Source organism: Polaribacter sp. MED152 (genome assembly GCF_000152945.2).
Taxonomy (GTDB): Bacteria; Bacteroidota; Bacteroidia; order Flavobacteriales; family Flavobacteriaceae; genus Polaribacter.
Window position 1 is genome coordinate 468,155 of sequence record NC_020830.1, and the last position, 19,135, is coordinate 487,289.

General features: G+C 30.1%; 18 protein-coding genes. 3 read left to right on the forward strand and 15 right to left on the reverse strand.

Annotated features, from left to right (window positions below):
* Positions 1–22 precede the first annotated feature (22 nt).
* The 5 genes from MED152_RS02170 to MED152_RS02190 form a co-directional block, all read right to left on the reverse strand.
* On the reverse strand, positions 23–208 hold the full coding sequence (locus tag MED152_RS02170) for a CPXCG motif-containing cysteine-rich protein (protein ID WP_041383309.1): 186 nt from the start codon (positions 206–208) through the stop codon (positions 23–25).
* Positions 209–210: 2 nt separating this feature from the next.
* Positions 211–1,218 carry an NADP-dependent oxidoreductase gene (locus tag MED152_RS02175; protein WP_015480212.1) on the reverse strand — a complete coding sequence of 336 codons (1,008 nt, stop codon included), beginning with the start codon at positions 1,216–1,218 and terminating at the stop codon, positions 211–213.
* A 30-nt stretch (positions 1,219–1,248) separates the two neighbouring features.
* Entirely contained in the window at positions 1,249–3,240 is a 1,992-nt protein-coding gene (locus MED152_RS02180; RefSeq protein ID WP_015480213.1) for a thiamine pyrophosphate-dependent enzyme, read from the reverse strand.
* Between the two features lie 107 nt (positions 3,241–3,347).
* Positions 3,348–3,827, reverse strand: coding sequence for an Lrp/AsnC family transcriptional regulator (locus MED152_RS02185; protein WP_015480214.1), 480 nt, complete (start codon positions 3,825–3,827; stop codon positions 3,348–3,350).
* A 75-nt stretch (positions 3,828–3,902) separates the two neighbouring features.
* Positions 3,903–4,958 (reverse strand): M14 family zinc carboxypeptidase, encoded by a 1,056-nt coding sequence (locus MED152_RS02190; RefSeq protein ID WP_015480215.1) that lies wholly within the window; start codon positions 4,956–4,958, stop codon positions 3,903–3,905.
* Positions 4,959–5,277: 319 nt separating this feature from the next.
* Here MED152_RS02190 and MED152_RS02195 point away from each other — a divergent pair, with 319 nt between their 5' ends.
* Positions 5,278–5,622, forward strand: coding sequence for a helix-turn-helix domain-containing protein (locus MED152_RS02195; protein WP_015480216.1), 345 nt, complete (start codon positions 5,278–5,280; stop codon positions 5,620–5,622).
* 72 nt (positions 5,623–5,694) lie between these two features.
* On the opposite strand, the gene MED152_RS02200 is transcribed toward MED152_RS02195, so the two are convergent.
* From MED152_RS02200 to MED152_RS02245, 10 genes are all read right to left on the reverse strand, one after another.
* Positions 5,695–6,525: a prohibitin family protein gene (locus MED152_RS02200; RefSeq protein ID WP_015480217.1), complete on the reverse strand. Its 831-nt coding sequence runs from the start codon at positions 6,523–6,525 to the stop codon at positions 5,695–5,697.
* A 64-nt stretch (positions 6,526–6,589) separates the two neighbouring features.
* Complete coding sequence (locus MED152_RS02205) at positions 6,590–8,617, reverse strand: VWA domain-containing protein (protein ID WP_015480218.1); 2,028 nt, start codon at positions 8,615–8,617, stop codon at positions 6,590–6,592.
* 317 nt (positions 8,618–8,934) lie between these two features.
* Positions 8,935–9,681, reverse strand: coding sequence for a 3-oxoacyl-[acyl-carrier-protein] reductase (gene fabG / locus MED152_RS02210; protein ID WP_015480219.1), 747 nt, complete (start codon positions 9,679–9,681; stop codon positions 8,935–8,937).
* 90 nt (positions 9,682–9,771) lie between these two features.
* Positions 9,772–10,644, reverse strand: coding sequence for a succinate--CoA ligase subunit alpha (gene sucD / locus MED152_RS02215; protein WP_015480220.1), 873 nt, complete (start codon positions 10,642–10,644; stop codon positions 9,772–9,774).
* A 68-nt stretch (positions 10,645–10,712) separates the two neighbouring features.
* Positions 10,713–11,630 (reverse strand): UDP-3-O-(3-hydroxymyristoyl)glucosamine N-acyltransferase, encoded by a 918-nt coding sequence (locus tag MED152_RS02220; protein WP_015480221.1) that lies wholly within the window; start codon positions 11,628–11,630, stop codon positions 10,713–10,715.
* Between the two features lie 18 nt (positions 11,631–11,648).
* Entirely contained in the window at positions 11,649–12,215 is a 567-nt protein-coding gene (gene efp, locus MED152_RS02225; RefSeq protein WP_015480222.1) for an elongation factor P, read from the reverse strand.
* 9 nt (positions 12,216–12,224) lie between these two features.
* Positions 12,225–13,010 carry an acyl-ACP--UDP-N-acetylglucosamine O-acyltransferase gene (gene lpxA, locus MED152_RS02230; RefSeq protein ID WP_015480223.1) on the reverse strand — a complete coding sequence of 262 codons (786 nt, stop codon included), beginning with the start codon at positions 13,008–13,010 and terminating at the stop codon, positions 12,225–12,227.
* Positions 13,011–13,013: 3 nt separating this feature from the next.
* Positions 13,014–14,405 (reverse strand): bifunctional UDP-3-O-[3-hydroxymyristoyl] N-acetylglucosamine deacetylase/3-hydroxyacyl-ACP dehydratase, encoded by a 1,392-nt coding sequence (locus tag MED152_RS02235; protein WP_015480224.1) that lies wholly within the window; start codon positions 14,403–14,405, stop codon positions 13,014–13,016.
* Positions 14,405–15,439: a UDP-3-O-(3-hydroxymyristoyl)glucosamine N-acyltransferase gene (gene lpxD / locus MED152_RS02240; protein WP_015480225.1), complete on the reverse strand. Its 1,035-nt coding sequence runs from the start codon at positions 15,437–15,439 to the stop codon at positions 14,405–14,407. Before lpxD ends, MED152_RS02235 begins: the two co-directional genes overlap by 1 nt.
* Positions 15,440–15,484: 45 nt before the next feature.
* The gene (locus MED152_RS02245; RefSeq protein ID WP_015480226.1) at positions 15,485–16,708 is read right to left on the reverse strand and encodes an HD domain-containing protein; all 1,224 of its coding nucleotides are present in this window, start codon (positions 16,706–16,708) and stop codon (positions 15,485–15,487) included.
* Positions 16,709–16,839: 131 nt separating this feature from the next.
* Here MED152_RS02245 and MED152_RS02250 point away from each other — a divergent pair, with 131 nt between their 5' ends.
* Positions 16,840–18,387: a response regulator gene (locus MED152_RS02250; protein ID WP_015480227.1), complete on the forward strand. Its 1,548-nt coding sequence runs from the start codon at positions 16,840–16,842 to the stop codon at positions 18,385–18,387.
* A 37-nt stretch (positions 18,388–18,424) separates the two neighbouring features.
* On the forward strand, positions 18,425–19,102 hold the full coding sequence (locus MED152_RS02255) for a tetratricopeptide repeat protein (protein WP_015480228.1): 678 nt from the start codon (positions 18,425–18,427) through the stop codon (positions 19,100–19,102).
* Positions 19,103–19,135: the final 33 nt, after the last annotated feature.

Consider the following 19,135-nt stretch of genomic DNA (forward strand, 5'->3'; position numbering starts at 1 on the left):
ATCCTGCATTTGCAGGATTTTTTTATTGTTCTATAGATTGTGCTTGAAAAGCAACCAAAGTACTTTCTTCAAATTGAGGAGATATTTCTATGGGGTTGCAGCATACTTCACAATCTTCTATATAAGTTTGTTGTCTTACACTGCTGTCTAAAATCATTGAGATTTCTTCCCAACAATAAGGACATTGAAAAAAATGTTCTTGCTCCACCTCTAGTCTTCGATCACTTTTAATACTAATTTTCCTTTTTTATCTCCAGAAAACAATCTGTTATAGGTTTCATGGAAATTCTCAATGCCTTCGTAAATATCTTCTTTAGATTTTAATTTACCCTCTTTCATCCATATTCCCATTTGTTTTGCGGCTTCTCCAAATTTCTTCGTATAATCCATTACAACCATACCTTGCATTGTAGAACGAGTTACTAATAATGATAAATAATTACTTGGCCCATCCACTTTAGACTTGTTATTGTATTGAGAAATGGCACCACAAATTACAACTCTAGCATGCATTCTTAATTTGCTTAGTGCTGCATCTAAAATTTTACCACCAACATTATCAAAAAAGACATCTACACCTTGAGGACACTTTTGTTTTAATGCAGAATAGATGTTTTCTGATTTGTAATCAATAGCATCATCAAAACCTAATTCATTTACAATGTAATCGCATTTTTCTTTACCACCAGCAATTCCAATTACTGTACAGCCTTTAATCTTGGCAATTTGTCCAACAATACTACCTACAGCACCAGCCGCTCCAGAAACCAAGACAATATCACCTTCAACTATTTTACCCACTTCTGTAATTCCGAAATAAGCCGTCATTCCTGGCATACCTAAAGTTCCAATATACATAGGCATAGGTGCTAAATTCGTATCTACTTTATACCAACCATCACCATTTGTTATGGCATATTGTTGCACACCACCCCAACTTGTAACTGTATCACCAATTTCGAATTTAGGGTTTCCATTATTTTTAATGACTTTACCAACTGATCCAGCTCTCATTACTGCATCTATTTCAACTGGAGGAATGTATGATTTTGTATCATTCATCCAGCCACGCATTGCAGGATCTAAAGAAATATAATGATGTTGTACTAAAATTTCTCCTTCTTCCAATTCAGGAACTTCATTTGTTTGTAATTCCCAAGTATCTGCATCTGGCACACCTGAAGGTCTCTTTTTAAATATAATCTGTTTATTCGTCATGAATTGATCTGTTTTGAACCCTAAATTTAATTAATAATTATTTATTTCTAAAATAACATTTGTTAAGATTGATTTACTCAAATATTGTTGCTCTAAGTCTGATTGAAAGGGTATTGGAGTATCTAAACTACCTACTCTTTTAACAGGTGCATCTAAACTATTAAAACAATTTTCTGTAATTAACGCAGAAATATCACTAGCAATTCCTCCAAACAAAGAGTCTTCTTGTACAATGACAGCTTTATTGGTTTTACGTACTGATTTGTAGATGGTTTCTGTATCTAAGGGTTGTAAAGTTCTTAAGTCAATTACATCTGCAGATATTTCTTTATGTTTATTTAACACTTCTAAAACCCAATGTACAGTAGCTCCATAAGCAATAATGGTTAGATTTACACCTTCTTTTATCAGGTTTGCTTTACCAATTTCTACAGTATAGTTATTCTTTGGAACATCTTGATATACTGATCTGTATAAAGCTTTGTGCTCAAAAAATAAAACCGGATTTGGATCTTGAATTGCACTACCTAATAATCCTTTTGCATCTTCAGGAAATGCTGGATAAACTACTTTTAAACCAGGGGTTTTTGTAAACCAAGCTTCATTCGTCTGCGAATGAAAAGGGCCAGCTCCTACTCCTGCTCCACAAGGCATTCTAATGACTACATCTGCATTTTGAGCCCATCTGTAATGAGATTTTGCTAATAAGTTTACGATGGGATTAAATCCTGAAGATACAAAGTCAGCAAATTGCATTTCAACAACAGCCTTTATTCCATTTAAAGACAAACCATAGGCTGTAGAAACGATTGCAGACTCACAAATGGGTGTATTTCTGACTCGATCTTTACCAAATTTATCTGTGAAACCATCCGTAATTTTAAAAACACCACCATAACCTGCAACATCTTGACCCATAATAACAAGATGATCATCTTGTTCCATTGCCTGTTCTAAACCTTCTGAAATGGCATCTACAAAACGTATATTATTCGTTAATTTTGATGGTTTTATCTCTTTAAATTGAAATGGTTTGTAAACATCATTTAACTCTTTTTCTAAATTAGGAATGATTTTTTCTTCAGCGTAAGCGATTTCTAAATGCTCATTTATTTCTGAAGTGATGATTGTCTTAAATTCATTATCTATTTCATCATTCAAAATAGATTTGCTTCTAAGGTAATTTTCAAAATTGATAATTGGGTCTTTCGCTCCCCAAAAATCTAACAATTCTTGAGGCACATATTTAGTACCACTTGCCTCTTCATGACCTCTAACTCTAAATGTTTTGAATTCAATTAAAATAGGTCTGGGTGTTAATCGCATACTTTCCGCTAATTCTTTAACTTTAGTATACACCTCTAGAATATTATTACCTTCTATAATATGGCTTTCCATTCCATATCCTATTCCTTTATCTGCTATATTTTTACAGTTAAACTGTTCTGATGTAGGTGTTGATAAACCATAACCATTATTTTCTACACAAAATAAAACTGGTAAACTCCATACAGAAGCTATATTAAGAGCCTCATGAAAATCTCCTTCACTAGTGCCTCCTTCACCTGTAAAAACAGCACAAACTTTTTGTTTATTTTGTAGTTTATTAGCCAAAGCAATACCATCTGCAACCCCTAATTGAGGCCCCAAGTGAGATATCATTCCAATAATATTGAATTCTTGAGTACCAAAATGAAAGCTCCTATCTCTACCTTTGGTGAATCCGCTCATCTTTCCTTGCCATTGAGCAAATAATCGATATAAAGGAATTTCTCTGGTTGTAAAAACACCTAAATTTCGATGCATAGGTAAAATATATTCGTCTGTATCTAATGCTTTAGTTACACCAACAGAAATGGCTTCTTGACCAATACCAGAAAACCATTTAGATATTTTTCCTTGACGTAATAAAATCAACATCTTCTCCTCTATTAATCGAGGTTTCAACATTGATTGATATAAATTTAATAATGTGGAATGATCTAAATTATAATTTGAATTATAATCAATATTATCTGTCATAAATTATCAATTTATTAATTATAACAAACATAATGAAAGATGAATTCATTGCATAAAAAAATCCTTATCAATTTGATAAGGATTTAGTTTTATATAAAAAGTTAGAATTATAGCTCTGCAAAAATTGCATGCATCATTCTTTTCTTGTCATTAATACTCTCTTCTAAGGCAATCATAGTTTCTGTTCTGTTTACACCTGGAACATCATCTATTTGATAAATAATATCTTTTGCATCGTTTGTACCTTTCGCTCTTACTTTACAAAAAATATTGTATTTACCTGCTGTAACGTATGCTACTGTTACGTTTGGTATACGTCTTAAGTTTTCTATAACGCTTTGAGTCATTGAAGTTTTCTCTAAATAAACACCAACATGAGCTATAAAAGAATATCCCATTTTCTCATAGTTTAGCGTTAAAGTAGATCCTTGAATAATACCTTCATCTTCCATTTTTTTAACACGAACGTGTATTGTTCCAGCTGATACTAAAAGTTGTTTAGCAATGTCTGTAAATGGTGTTCTTGCATTCTCGATCAAAATATCTAATATTTGGTGATCTATTTCGTCTAAGATGAATTTTTTCATTTTTGTGTTTTATTCAATTTATGTGGCAAATTTATAAATTTAATTTAATCTAATTGAATAAAACATGAGAAAAATTTAAATATTTTTCGATTCGAAAACGATTTCGTAATGTCCTGTTTTACCAATTACGTCATTATTTGGTACTTTCTCTAACTTAGAAACCAGTCTATTATCTACAATTTCATCTATGTATTGATAGCCTTCTAGTGAACCGTTTTTATATTTATGTATTACATCTAAAAACTTTTTATCATTATTTGGAATAGTAAAATAAGCTTCGTAATCTATAAAAGTGTCTGAAATTGCAATATGATGCAAGCCCTGCAAAATACTGTAAAATGTATATTCTCTTGTTTTTTCTCTTTGATAATCTTCAGGATAATGACCAGATTCAATTAAAATAGTATTGTAACCTAATTTTTGAAAATTATCTCCTGTTGCTGTTGGGTAAAATTCATCTGTATATCTACCCACAAAAATCGGAATTAGCTGCTGTAACATGGCATTCATTGCCACAATTACATTCATTGTTTCAATTCTACCTTTTGTAAGCGCTCTAGTTTCTTCTTCTGAAGGTGCTAAAAATGAAATGGTTGCAGGGTTTTGAGTGCCTTCTACATTAAAAATGGTTCTTTGATCGTGTAAATTAAAGCAAAAAGAAGGATGGAAATCTTCTAAAACCTTTCTTAGTAAAATGCTTTCTTTTGCTACCCTATCTACAGCATCTCTATTTAAATCGACTTTATTGGCGTTAACTCTGGTATAGTTTTGAGCACCATCAGGATTTAAAATTGGGATAAATAATAAGGTACATTCCTTTAAAATTGTTTTAATTTCATCTGAGTTATTAGCAGTAAAGCAATTAAACAAATCAAAAAGGGCTCTAGTTCCTGTACTCTCATTTCCATGCATTTGCGACCAAAGCAAAACTTTCTTTTTACCAGAACCAATTTTAAATGTAAAAATGTCTCTACCTTCTTCTGACACACCTATTTTATGAATGGAAAATGCATTTTTATGCTTTTCAAATAAAGGTAAGATTTGCTCTAGGGTAATCCATTTACCAAAAAGCTTTTCTTCTTTTTGATTTTTATATAATTCTTGTAAAATTTCTGGAGATATAATATTCACTCAATATAATTTTTAACCGAAACAAATTTACACTAATGATGGCTAGCTAACAATTCTATCTTATGAAATAACACGATTTTCAAAGAAATAAACTAGTAAGATGATTTATTAAAACAAATCACTATTTTTAAATTGATTCATCATTGCTAAATATTTGAAAACGCAACTTTAAATGTATTTAAAACCCTGATATTTAAATAAATATAATTTATTAGTTAGACTTTTAGATTAAATGCAAATACTATCTTATCATTCAAATAGTTTAGGTTTAGGAATAAGATTATTATTATTTTATATTTGGTACCCTTAAAATTTTACAATGTTAAACACAGTAGCTTTTATCAATAGATTAAAACAGATTATGGAGCATCATCAATTTTCAGCTTCTTCTTTTGCTGATAAAGTTGGTGTTCAAAGATCTAGCATTTCGCATATTTTATCTGGTAGGAATAAGCCAAGTTTAGATTTTGTATTAAAAATTAATACGGTTTTTAATGATTTGGATTTAGAATGGTTGCTAAATGGCACAGGGAGTTATCCAAAGTCTCAAGATGAATTCTCAAATTCAGGTACTACAATTAAAAATACTTCAAAGTCCAAAAAGGAAATTCAAAGAATTGTAACTTTTTATACTGATGGTACTTTTGAAGAATTTATAAAATAATTTATTGACTATAAAACAATGAAAAAACCAGCTATAAAGCTGGTTTTTCTATAAAATATATGAGGTATATTTTTACTGGTTTCCTAAAATAATAGGTAATCCATCTTTTCCAGAACCAATAACAATTACCTTACTGTTTGGAGACTTAGACAATTCTAATGTAGCATCTATACCTTTTTCTTGTAAGATTTTTTCTGTTAATGAAGCACTTAATATTTTATTTGCAACAGCTTTACCTTCAGCATCAATTTTTTGTCTTTCAGCCTCTTTTTTAGCTTTTGCAAGTCTAAACTCATATTCTAAAGATTCTTGTTCTTGCTTTAATTTCGTTTCAATTGCAGTTCTAATTGTAGTTGGTAATTTAACGTCTTCTACTAATACTCTCTTTACCGTTAAAAACTGTCCTTCCAACACTAATTTTACTTCGTCTAAGATTTCTTGCTCAATTACATCTCTCTTACTAGAATATAATTGCTCTGGTGTATAACGCCCTACAACGCTTCTTGCTGCTGCATTAATTGCAGGATCTAATAATTCGCGTTCATAATCTTCACCTTTCGTTTTAATTAAAGAACCTAAGTTTGAAAATTCTGGCTCATACCAAATTGTACCATTTACTTTAACTTCTAAACCGTTTACAGAAAGTACATTCATTTCATCAGAAATAGACTGCTGACGTACTTTTCTAATAATCATTCTGTTCCAAGGCGCTACAATGTGAAAACCTTCACCATACGTTTTCTCTGTATTAATACCATCTCCTAAGGTTTCAAAGATTACTCCACCTTCACCTGGACCAATTGTTACTGTTGATTTAGAAAAAAGAATAATAACTGCAATTACAATAAGTACTAAAAAAACTCCACCTTTTGGGAAGTTGAATTCCATTTGATTATTTGCCATTTTGTATTTTATTTATTTTTATCAAATTTACGATTTATAACCTTTAAAGACAATTCATTCAAGGCTATATTTTGCCATTATATTTTCTTACAAACCATTCTATACTTAATAAACCTATAGCAACGAATAAAAGCCATTTCCAATTGATTAAATTTTCTTCGATTTTATTAGATTTTTGAATTGTGTAATAATTTTCATTACTCATTAATTCTTGACTAAGCTGCTCAATTTCATTAGGATAATACAATTGGCCATCTGTATTTAAAGCAAGTGTATTCAGTTTGTCTTTATTTGCATTTGTAAATTGTTGTTCAATTTCGAATTCTGACACTTTAAATCTACCAGTTTTTCGAATGTTTTGATTTTCAACAGTAACTTCATAGAAATAATCACCAGAAGCTAAGTTTTCTATTTCTGCTTGATACGACTTTTTTATCAAAGAAAATGGAATGGATGTAACCTCTTTACTTTCAGAATTTGTAACTTTTATTTCTAAATTTGCTCTATCATCAAATCTGTAATTTTTATCAGTATAAAAAGCAGCAATTTTAATACTTGAATTTGCAGGATGAATACTTTCAACATTTACCTCTAACCTATTTCGTTTTTTAGTAGAGGCTAAATATTGAATAATGTTTCCTATAAAATTATCAAATTCTTCAAACGAATTTGTATTTAAGTAGCTGGTAGCTCTCCATTTCCAAATACCTTCTCCTAACAAAAATCCTTTTTTAGTAGAGTTCGATTCTAAGAAAGTTAATAATGGCTGCTTGGTTATTACTCCATTTAAATTTTGAAAAATCAAAGTTTGTTTTTCACCTGAAATGGTAACATCTCCAAATTTATCGGTTAAAGGAGGCAAATTATTAAAGTTGATATCTTCTTGTAAGAAAGTTAAAAAGCTTTCATTATAAAATGGAATTAAATTTTCAGTTTGATTAATCGCATTTTTAGAAATACCTATATTTTGCTGATTGATAAAACTCCAATTCGTATTTGCACCAGAAATTAACCAATAATTAGATTCCGATTTTTTAAGTTGATTAAGTATTGCATTAAATTTTATTGTTGGTTGATAGAGTATGACTAATTGGTAGTCATTTACGTTTTCTTTAAATTTATCAATGCTAAAAATTTCTAAAGAACGTTGTTTATTGCTTTCAATAGCTTTTTTTAAGGCCCCTAAATCAGGATGAACTATTGAGCTAATTAAAGCTATTTTAGTTTGTTCGTTAATTACTTCTATAGAAAATGATTTAACATTATTCTTACTATTTTTTTCGTTCTCTAGTTTTCCTACAGAAACTGTATAATATTGTAAACCCTCAGTAAGTGATTTTAGTTCTGCTGAAATGGTAGCAGACTTTTTAGTTTTGCTAAAATTTACTTGTTTTTGATAAATTCTTTTTCCGTTTTTAATAATAGATACAGGTAATCTATTAGAAAGGGTTCCATCATAATTTAGTATGATTTCTACAGGAAATTTATTGTTTAAATAACTGTATTTATTCACATTTACTTGAGCTATACTAACATCTTCATACTTTGTAGTATCGCCAATAACTATAGGATAAATAGATTGTTCAGATGTTATAAAACTATAATCTAAACCTTTAGTTTGATTGCCATCAGTTAGAACTACAATAGGAGATTTTTTTCCTTTCTGTAATTCATTTACATCTTGAATTGCCTTAGAAATGTTAGTATTTGTATTATCAAAACTTAAGCTATCTAATATTTGTAAATCATTACCAAACGAAAATTTTTCTATTGAAAATTTATTGGCTAATGCTTTATTTCTTTCTAATAGTGTAATTAAATCGTTTACGGTTTGATTTTCTTCAAAGTAATCTATAGAGCTAGAATTATCAACTAATAAAGATAAAACAGGCTTTTCGTTTGTAGTTTTTGTGCTTTCTATTTTAGGGTTAATTAAAAGAATTAGCAGTAAAAATAGACTACTAAATTTTAAAACGAATAAAATCTTGGGAAGTGTACTATTATCACTCTGCTTATAAAAATATTGATAGTAAGCAATTAAAACACTTATTAAAAGTGCCAAAAGAATTAGAAAATAAGTAATTGCAGTCAATTTTAAAATTTAAAGGAAAGATATACATATCACATCAAAAAAAAAACCTACAACGAATAAAGTTGTAGGTTAGTTTTTATCAAATTGATATGGTTTCTATAGGGATTCCCAAAAGGGGTTTAGGGTTTACGTTTTCAGAAAGCAATAAAATTTAGGGAAATTTTTTAGGGCCTACTTTCTTTCTACACTGTAAAGATACAATGCGTTTGAAGTTAAATTTCTGAAAATTAGATAGAAACCTTGTAAGCTTAGATAATCAGTAATAAAGATTAGATAAGCTGAAATTTGTTATTATTTTTCTTTTTAGAATTGGTATTCTATGTTAGCATACCCCCATCAACAGAAAGTGTTTGTCCTGTAATGTATGCACTCATATCTGAAGCTAAGAATATGCAAGCATTTGCAATATCTTCTGGCTTCCCTCCTCTTTTTAAAGGAATAGAATCTCTCCAACTTTGAACAGTTGCTTCGTCTAATTTATCTGTCATTTCAGTTTCTATGAAACCTGGAGCAATTACATTACTTCTTACATTTCTAGAACCTAATTCTAAAGCCACTGATTTAGAAAAACCTACTATACCAGCTTTTGATGCTGCATAATTTGTTTGACCTGCATTTCCTTTTAAACCAACAACAGAACTCATGTTAATTATAGAACCAGCTCTTTGCTTCATCATTGGTCTAATTACTGCTTTTGTTAAATTAAAAACAGACTTTAAGTTTACTTCAATTACTTTATCAAAATCATCTTCAGAAATACGCATCAATAAATTATCTTTTGTAATTCCTGCGTTATTTACCAAAATATCTATTGAACCAAATTCTGCTAAAACTTCTTTAGCTAATTCTTGAGCAGCATCAAAGTTTGCTGCATTAGATTGGTAACCTTTTGCAGAAACACCTAAAGCTTTTAATTCTTCTTCTAAAGCATTTGCTGCATCAACAGATGAACTGTAAGTAAAAGCTACATTTGCACCTTGCTTAGCAAATTCGATGGCTATTCCACGACCAATACCTCTTGTTGCTCCTGTAATTATTGCTGATTTATTTTCTAATAATTTCATAAAGTTTGATTTTGTTTAACTCTAATATAAAAAAGAAATTCCCGTTTTTAACGGGAATATTCTCTTCTATATAATTAAATATGTAGTTTCTTATTTTAAAACGCTTGCTACCATTTCTCCTATTTTTGCAGGAGAACTTACTACGTGCACACCATTTTCTTCTAATATTTTCATTTTAGCTTGTGCAGTATCATCTGCTCCACCAACAATAGCTCCTGCATGTCCCATAGTTCTACCTGCAGGTGCAGTTTGCCCAGCAATAAAACCAACAACAGGTTTTCTATTACCATCAGCTTTAATCCACTGTGCAGCTTCAGCCTCTAGGTTTCCACCTATTTCACCAATCATTACAATTGCTTCAGTTTCATCATCATTCATTAACATCTCTACAGCTTCTTTTGTAGTTGTTCCAATAATAGGATCACCACCAATACCAATAGCAGTTGTTATTCCATAACCTTGTTTTACAACTTGGTCTGCAGCTTCGTAAGTTAAAGTTCCTGATTTAGAAACAATACCTACTTTACCTTTTTTAAAGATAAAACCTGGCATAATACCTACTTTAGCTTCGTCTGGAGTAATAACTCCTGGACAGTTAGGCCCAACTAATCTAGTATCTTTATCTGCTATATAAGCTTTAACTTTAACCATGTCTGCTGTAGGAATACCCTCAGTAATACAAATGATAACTTTTATTCCTGCATCAGCAGATTCCATAATAGCATCAGCTGCAAATGCTGGTGGTACAAAAATTATTGAAGTATCAGCACCTGCTTTTTCTACAGCTTCTACAACTGTATTAAAAACTGGCTTTCCTAAATGTTCTTGACCTCCTTTACCTGGAGTAACACCACCAACAACATTGGTACCATAATCAATCATTTGGCCAGCGTGAAAAGTACCTTCACTTCCTGTAAAACCTTGTACAATAATTTTTGAATTTTTATTTACTAAAACACTCATGGTTCTTTTTTTAATTTAGTTACACAAAAATAGTTATTGTTTACTTTTATAAAAAACTTATTTGCGATTTATTTTTCTTTTAGCAGTCTTTTTAATCCTGCTAATTGTTTTAACTTTTCTCTTGATTCTTCGATTGGTGTTCCGAAATAAGATTTACCTCCTGGAACTGATTTAGTAACACCTGTTTGCCCTAGAATTACAGCCCCTTTTCCTATAGTGATTCCGCTATTTGTACCTACTTGTCCCCAAATGGTTACTTCATCTTCTATAACTACACAACCTGCAATACCTGTTTGTGATGCAATTAGACATTTCTTACCTATAACTGTATCATGACCAACATGAACTTGATTATCAATCTTAGTGCCTTCTTTAATAGTAGTATCACCAGTAACTCCTTTGTCTATTGTACATGAAGCACCCAAATCTACATGATCTTCCAAAATAACTCTACCTCCAGAAATAAGCTTATCAAAACCACTTGGTCTATTTTTATAATAAAAAGCGTCTGCTCCTAAAACTGTATTTGCATGGATGGTGCAGTTATTACCAATGATTGCATTATCATAAATGGAAACGTTTGGATGTATGATACAATTACTCCCAATTTTTACGTTATTCCCAATAAATACATTAGGTTGTATTGTTGTGTTATCGCCAATAATAGCTGTTTCTGAAATACTTACAGAAGAAGCAATAAAAGGATTAAAATGATTGGTAATCTTATTAAAATCTCTAAAAGGATCATCTGAAATTAAAAGAGCTTTACCTTCAGGACAATCTACTTTTTTATTGATAAGAATCGTTGTTGCAGCAGAATTTAAAGCTTTATCATAATATTTAGGATGATCTACAAAAACAATATCACCTTTTTCAACCACATGAATTTCGTTGATTCCTAAGACTTCAAAATTTGCATCACCAATAAATTCAACATTTAGCAGTGTTGCAATTTCTTGTAAAGTTTGCGGTTTTTTAAATTTCATAAAAAGCTAAAAGCACTATTACTCTTTAATTCGCTCTTGGTAAGTACCCTTAGTTGTCTCTACCTTAATTTTATCTCCTTCATTGATAAATAAAGGGACGTTTACAGTTGCTCCTGTTTCTACAGTTGCTGGTTTAGTTGCATTAGTAGCTGTATTTCCTTTTACACCAGGTTCAGTATGCGTAACTTCTAAAATTACACTTAATGGCATTTCTACAGATAAAGGCATATCATCTTCTGAGTTGATAATAATAGTTACCACTTCACCCTCTTTCATTAATTCTGGCGTATCTAAAGCATTTTTCTGTAATTGAATCTGAGAATAATCTTGTTCATTCATAAAATGATAAGTATCACCATCATTATATAAATACTGAAATTTGTGAGTTTCTACTCTAACATCATCAATTTTTCTACCTGCAGGAAAAGTATTATCTACCACTTTACCATTGGTAACACTTTTTAATTTAGTTCTTACAAAAGCAGGACCTTTACCTGGTTTTACGTGTAAAAATTCTATAATCTTATAGATATCATTATTATATCTAATACATAATCCGTTTCTAATATCTGATGTTGTTGCCATTTATCTATTTTAATTTGCTTTGTAATATCCTTTCATGATTCCTCTATGAGAATCTTTTATAAATTGTATAATTTCATCACGTTCTGGAGTTGCTTCCATTTCTGCCTCAATTATATCTATTGCTTGTGTGTAATTGTAATTTTTTTGGAAAAGAATTCTGAATATATCCTGAATTTCTCTAATTTTTTCTGTGGTAAATCCTCTTCTTCTTAAACCAACAGAATTTATACCAACATATGATAATGGTTCTCTTGCTGCTTTAACATAAGGAGGTACATCTTTTCTTACCAAAGAACCACCTGTAACAAAGGCATGATTTCCTACAGATGCGAATTGATGTACAGCAACCATACCTGCTAATACTACATTTGCTCCTATAGTTACATGACCTGCCAAAGTTGTATTGTTTGAAAAAATACAATTTTCACCCACAAAACAATCGTGTGCAATATGACAATAAGCCATAATTAAACAATTGTCTCCAATTTTAGTAATCATTCTATCTTTTGTACCTCTATTGATGGTAACACATTCTCTTATGGTTACATTATCACCAATTTCTACAGTACTTTCTTCATCATCGAACTTTAAATCTTGTGGAATTGCAGAGATTACAGATCCTGGAAAAATTCTACAATTTTTACCAATTCTTGCACCTTCCATAATTGTTACGTTAGAACCTATCCAAGTTCCTGAACCAATCACTACATTATTATGTATGGTTGTAAAAGGTTCAATTACCACGTTTCTGGCAATTTTTGCTTGGGGATGAACGTAAGCTAATGGTTGATTCATAATTTATTTTTTCTTGGCTATTTGTGCCATTAATTCTGCTTCTGCAACTAATTTGCCATTAGCATAAGCATAGGCTTGCATATGGCAAATTCCTCTTCTAATAGGTGTAATTAGTTCAGCTTTAAATATTAAAGTATCTCCAGGTAAAACCTTTTGTTTGAACTTAACATTATCCATTTTCATGAAATACGTTAAATAATTTTCTGGATCTGGAACTGTACTTAAAACTAAAATCCCTCCACATTGAGCCATTGCTTCTACTTGTAAAACACCTGGCATTACTGGTGCTCCTGGAAAATGACCAACAAAGAAATTTTCGTTCATTGTTACATTTTTCATACCTACAACATGTTTGTCAGAAAGTTCTAAAATACGATCTACTAATAAAAAAGGTGGTCTATGAGGAAGAATATCCATAATTTGATGAATATCCATAAGTGGTGGTTGATTTAAATCGTAAGCAGGAACATTATTTCTTTTCTCTGCTTTTATAATTTTTGCCAACTTTTTAGCAAATTGAGTATTCACTAAATGACCAGGTTTATTTGCAATAACCTTACCTTTAATCCTAGTGCCTACTAACGCCAAATCTCCAATAACATCTAATAATTTATGACGAGCTGCTTCATTTGCCCAATGTAAATTTAAGTTGTCTAAGATTCCATTTGGTTTTACTGCAATATCATCTTTCTTAAAAGCTTTCTTTAATTTTTGCATAGTGCTTTGAGATAACTCTTTATCTACATAAACAATTGCATTATTTAAATCTCCACCTTTAATTAAATCATTTTCTAACAACATTTCAATTTCGTGTAAGAAACTAAAAGTTCTTGCAGCAGCAATTTCTTCTTTAAAATCAGAAATATGATCTAAAGTAGCATTTTGTGTACCCAAAATTTTAGTACCAAAATCTACCATTGTTGTAACTTGATATTCGTCTGCAGGCATTAAAATAATTTCGCTACCTGTAACTTCATCTTTATAAGAAATAATTTCTTTTACAACATACTCTTCAATTTCTGCATCTTGCTCTTCTATACCCGCTTTTTCTAAAGCTTCTATAAAATACTTAGAAGATCCATCCATAATAGGTGGTTCTGAAGCATCTACTTCTATCAATAAATTATCAATATCTAAACCCACAGCAGCAGCTAAAACGTGTTCTGATGTTTGTATTTGAACGCCGTTTTTCTCTAAATTAGTTCCTCTTTGAGTAGTAACTACATATTCTGCTTTGGCCTCTATTGTTGGAACACCTTCTAAATCAACTCTACTAAAAGCAAAACCGTGATTAACTGGGGCTGGTTTTAGGGTCATTGAAACTGTATTACCAGTGTGTAAACCTACACCTGATAACGTAACTTCTTTTTGTATTGTTTTTTGCTTTTTACTCATTACTTCTGCTTTTGAGTATTTAATTCTTTTTCTATGTTACTAACAGATGCTGCAATTTTAGGCAGATTTCTAAAGTATACATAACTTTTGTTAAAGTCTGTATATCCGAAAGCTGGTGTGCCTTGAACAACATCATTGTTTTTTAAATTTTTAGTGATTCCAGATTGCGCCTGAATCTTTACTCCATTACCTATTGTTAAATGACCAACAATACCAACTTGGCCACCAATCATACAATTTTCTCCAATTTTAGTAGAACCTGCAACCCCTGTTTGCGCTGCAATTACAGTGTTTTTACCAACTTCTACATTGTGAGCAATCTGAATTTGATTGTCTAATTTTACACCTTGTCTAATAATTGTAGATCCTAAAGTTGCTCTATCTATTGTAGATCCAGATCCAATATCTACATGGTCTTCTATGATAACATTACCAATTTGTGGAACTGCTTTAAACTGTCCTTGTTCATTTGGTGCAAAACCAAATCCATCAGAACCTATAATACAGCCTGAGTGAATTTTACATTGATTACCAATTTGTGTTTCTGAATAAATTTTAACTCCAGAAAATATAACACAATCATCGCCAATGGTAGTATTATCTCCTATATAAGTATTCGGATATATTTTTACATTATTACCAATACTTACATTCTCACCAATGTAAGAAAATGCGCCTATGTATTCATTTTCGCCAATTTTAGCAGAATCTGAAATAAAATGAGGTGCTTCTCTACCTTGTTTGTTATTCTTTACTTCATTGTAAAATTCTAACAATTTAGAGAAAGACTTATAAGCATTATCTACTTTAATTAAAGTTGTACTAATCTCTTTTTCAGGCACAAATGTTTTATCAACTATAGCAATAGAAGCATTTGTAGTATATAAATAAGGATTATATTTTGGATTAGACAAAAAGGTTAATGAACCATTTTCACCTTCTTCTATTTTAGATAATTTAGAAACTTCTTCATTTGGGTTTCCCTCAATTTCGCCTTCTAAAATGTCTGCTATTTGTTGTGCTGTAAATTTCATTAACGGCAAAAGTATAAAATTTATAAGTATTTGGCTAATTTCATTTTACTTTGGGTAGCAAATGAAATGTTTTATTACTGGTTTTGTAAGCGCTTGTAAATTTAATTGGTCTGATGCTTTAGCAATATCTTTTAATTTGCCTTTTTTACTTAAAATAAAAACTGGCTTTTCTGATTGATATGCTTGATTTCTAATTTCTCTTGTAAACACAAAATATTTTAGTTCTTCAGCTGTAATATCTAGCTTTTTAGCAAACTTAGTTTTAATCTTAGTTACTTTTTCTTCGCTAAATTCATTCTTCTGAATTTCTATTTTTAGAAGTTTTCTATTTACAATCATTTGAGATAATAATGATAGTACTTTATCTGAATGATTCGTCCATTCTTTAATGGCAGAAAGAATATCAAAATCATCTAATTTGGCAAATTGCTGTAGTGTGTTTTCAGAAAAATTATTAGATGTAATTTGATTTTTTAAGAAGTAAGTAAATGCTGAACTAGCATACAGCTCCTCACCTTTTTCAGCCAATTCCTTTGCTCTTTTTAATATATTAACCAATATATTTTCGGCAACCAAACCTGTTTTATGCAAGTAAACTTGCCAATACATAAGTCTTCTAGCAATCAAAAATTTCTCTACAGAATAAATTCCTTTTTGTTCAATAACCAATTCATCATTTTTAACATTCATCATTGTAATTAATCTGTCTGATGAAATATTACCTTCTGTAACACCTGTATAAAAGCTATCTCTTCTTAAATAATCTAAACGATCTATATCTAATTGACTAGAAATTAATTGGCATAAAAACTTACGTGGATATTTACCTTCAAAAATTTGAATTGCCAAACTAAGTTTACCTCCGAATTCATTATTTAAATCTTTCATGAATTTAAGTGATATTTCTTCATGAGATATTCCGTTTACAATACTATTTTCTAAGGCATGAGAAAAAGCACCATGACCAATATCATGCAAAAGAATGGCAATACACAGAGCATTTTCTTCCTCTTTCGAAATTTCTATTTGTTTAAATCTTAAAACACGAACAGCTTTTTGCATTAAGTGCATACAACCAATAGCATGATGAAATCGAGTATGATTAGCTCCAGGATAAACCAAACTAGAAAACCCCATTTGTGCAATTCTTCTTAATCGCTGAAAATAAGGATGTTCTATAATATCAAAAATTAAGGTGTTTGGAATTTGAATAAATCCGTAAATAGGATCGTTTAAAATTTTAAGTTTATTCGGTTTTTTTTTCTTCAAAAGATGCTGTTTTGTCAATTTCTAGCAAAGTACGAACATTATTTTTTTTGGCAATAATTTATCATTTAGAACCTTTTAAAAATATAACAAATTGGTACTTTTAACGTTCAATTTATAAATAAAACAATAGAATGAGCAATATACAGATATTATGGGTTGATGATGAAATAGAACTTTTAAAGCCTCATATTCTATTTTTAGAACGTAAAAATTATAATGTAACAACCTGTACAAATGGTGCAGATGCTATAGACTTGGTAGAAGAACAAAATTTTGATATTGTTTTTCTTGATGAAAATATGCCTGGTTTAACTGGTTTAGATACCTTATCTCAAATTAAACAGAAACAAGCCAATTTGCCTGTGGTAATGATTACCAAAAGTGAAGAGGAATATATTATGGAAGAAGCAATTGGTTCAAAAATTGCAGATTATCTTATAAAGCCCGTAAATCCAAGTCAGATTCTTTTAAGTTTAAAAAAGAATTTAGATAATTCTAGATTGGTGTCAGAAAAAACAACATCTAGTTATCAACAGGAATTTAGAAAAATTGCCATGGATTTGTCTATGGTAAATTCATACGAAGATTGGATTGAGCTTTATAAAAAACTTGTTCATTGGGAATTAGAGTTAGAAAATATTAGCGATACTGGAATGCTAGGGATTTTAGAAAGTCAAAAACAAGAGGCTAATAATCAGTTTTTTAAGTTTATGAAAAGAAACTACGAAGACTTTTTAACTTCTAATGATAAACCTACATTTTCACATACCTTATTTAAAGATTATGTTGTTCCAGAATTAAACAAAGAACAAGGTGTTTTATGGGTTGTTATTGATAATTTAAGGTACGATCAATACAGAATTTTAGAGCCTCTAATAAACAATCATTATAAAAAAGACGAAGAGTATTCTTACTTTTCAATTTTGCCAACTGCCACTCAGTATGCAAGAAATGCCATTTTTTCTGGATTAATGCCTTCTGAAATGGAAAAGAAGTTTCCGAATTTCTGGAAAAACGATACAGATGAAGGTGGAATGAATTTGTACGAAAATGATTTTTTAACGGCTCAAATAAAAAGATTAAGTTTAGACATAACTCACGAGTATTACAAGATTACTACTTTAAAAAGTGGTAAAGAATTAGCAGACAATTACAATGGTACAAAACAAAACGATTTAACAACTGTCGTTTATAATTTTGTTGATATGCTTTCGCATTCTAAAACAGAAATGGAAGTAATTAAAGAATTGGCAGGTGATGATAAAGCATATAGAAGCTTAACATTAAGTTGGTTTAAGAATTCACCACTGTTTGAAATTATACAAAAAGCTCAAAATTTAGGTCAGAAGTTAATTATTACTACAGACCATGGAACAATAAATTGCAAACATCCAACAAAAGTAATTGGAGATAAAAATATTAGTTCTAACCTTAGGTATAAAACAGGTCGAAGTTTAACGTATGAAGAAAAAGACGTCTATGCTGTTCGTAATCCTAAAGATATTTTCTTGCCAACTGTGGCAATGAATAGTCCTTTTATTTTTGCTAAAGAAGATTTCTTCTTTGCTTACCCTAACAATTTTAATCATTTTGTAAAGTATTATAAAAACACATATCAACATGGAGGTATTTCTTTAGAAGAAGTAATAATACCTTGTGCTGTGTATTCTCCTAAATAAAATTGCAACCTACTTTTTAACTCAAAAATGCCAAAAAATGAAAAAGATAACACTATTAGTGTTGGGCTTACTATGTTTAAACTTAGTAAATGCTCAAGATAAAGAACTACAATTATTAGAAAAAGCAACATATTTATATAAACAGAAACAACATAAACATGCAATTTTAAAGTTAAATGAATTGATAAAAATAAATCCTAATTTTGTTGCAGCTTACTTGTATAGAGGAAACAACAAATCTGAATTAAATCAATTTAATAGCGCTCTTACCGATTTTAAAAAAGTAGTACAACTGGACTCTTTGAACATGTTGGCACTTTTTGAAATAGCGAACAACTACTCTAATCTTTTAGATTATAATTCTGCAATTTTATATTATAACAAATCTGAAAGTTTGCATAAAAATACACCGAAATTAAGTTATTCTGGATTTATGAAAAGGTCTTTTTTAAAAGAGACTAACATGTATTTTGTAGAAGAAAATGATATTTTTTTTAATAGAGGTTTAAGTTATTTTGCATTAAAAGAATATTTGCTAGCATTTAAAGATTTCTCTAGTATTACTAATAAAGGTGTAGATGCTGACTCTAAATATATGTTAGGTTTAACTCTGTTAAAATTAAAAAAGACTAAAGAATCTTGTAAAGAATTAGATTCCGCCATTCTTTTAGGCAGTAAAAAAGCCATTATTCTAAAACAGAAAAATTGTAGTTAATTACTACTTTTTAAAAATAAAAAAAGAGCTGAT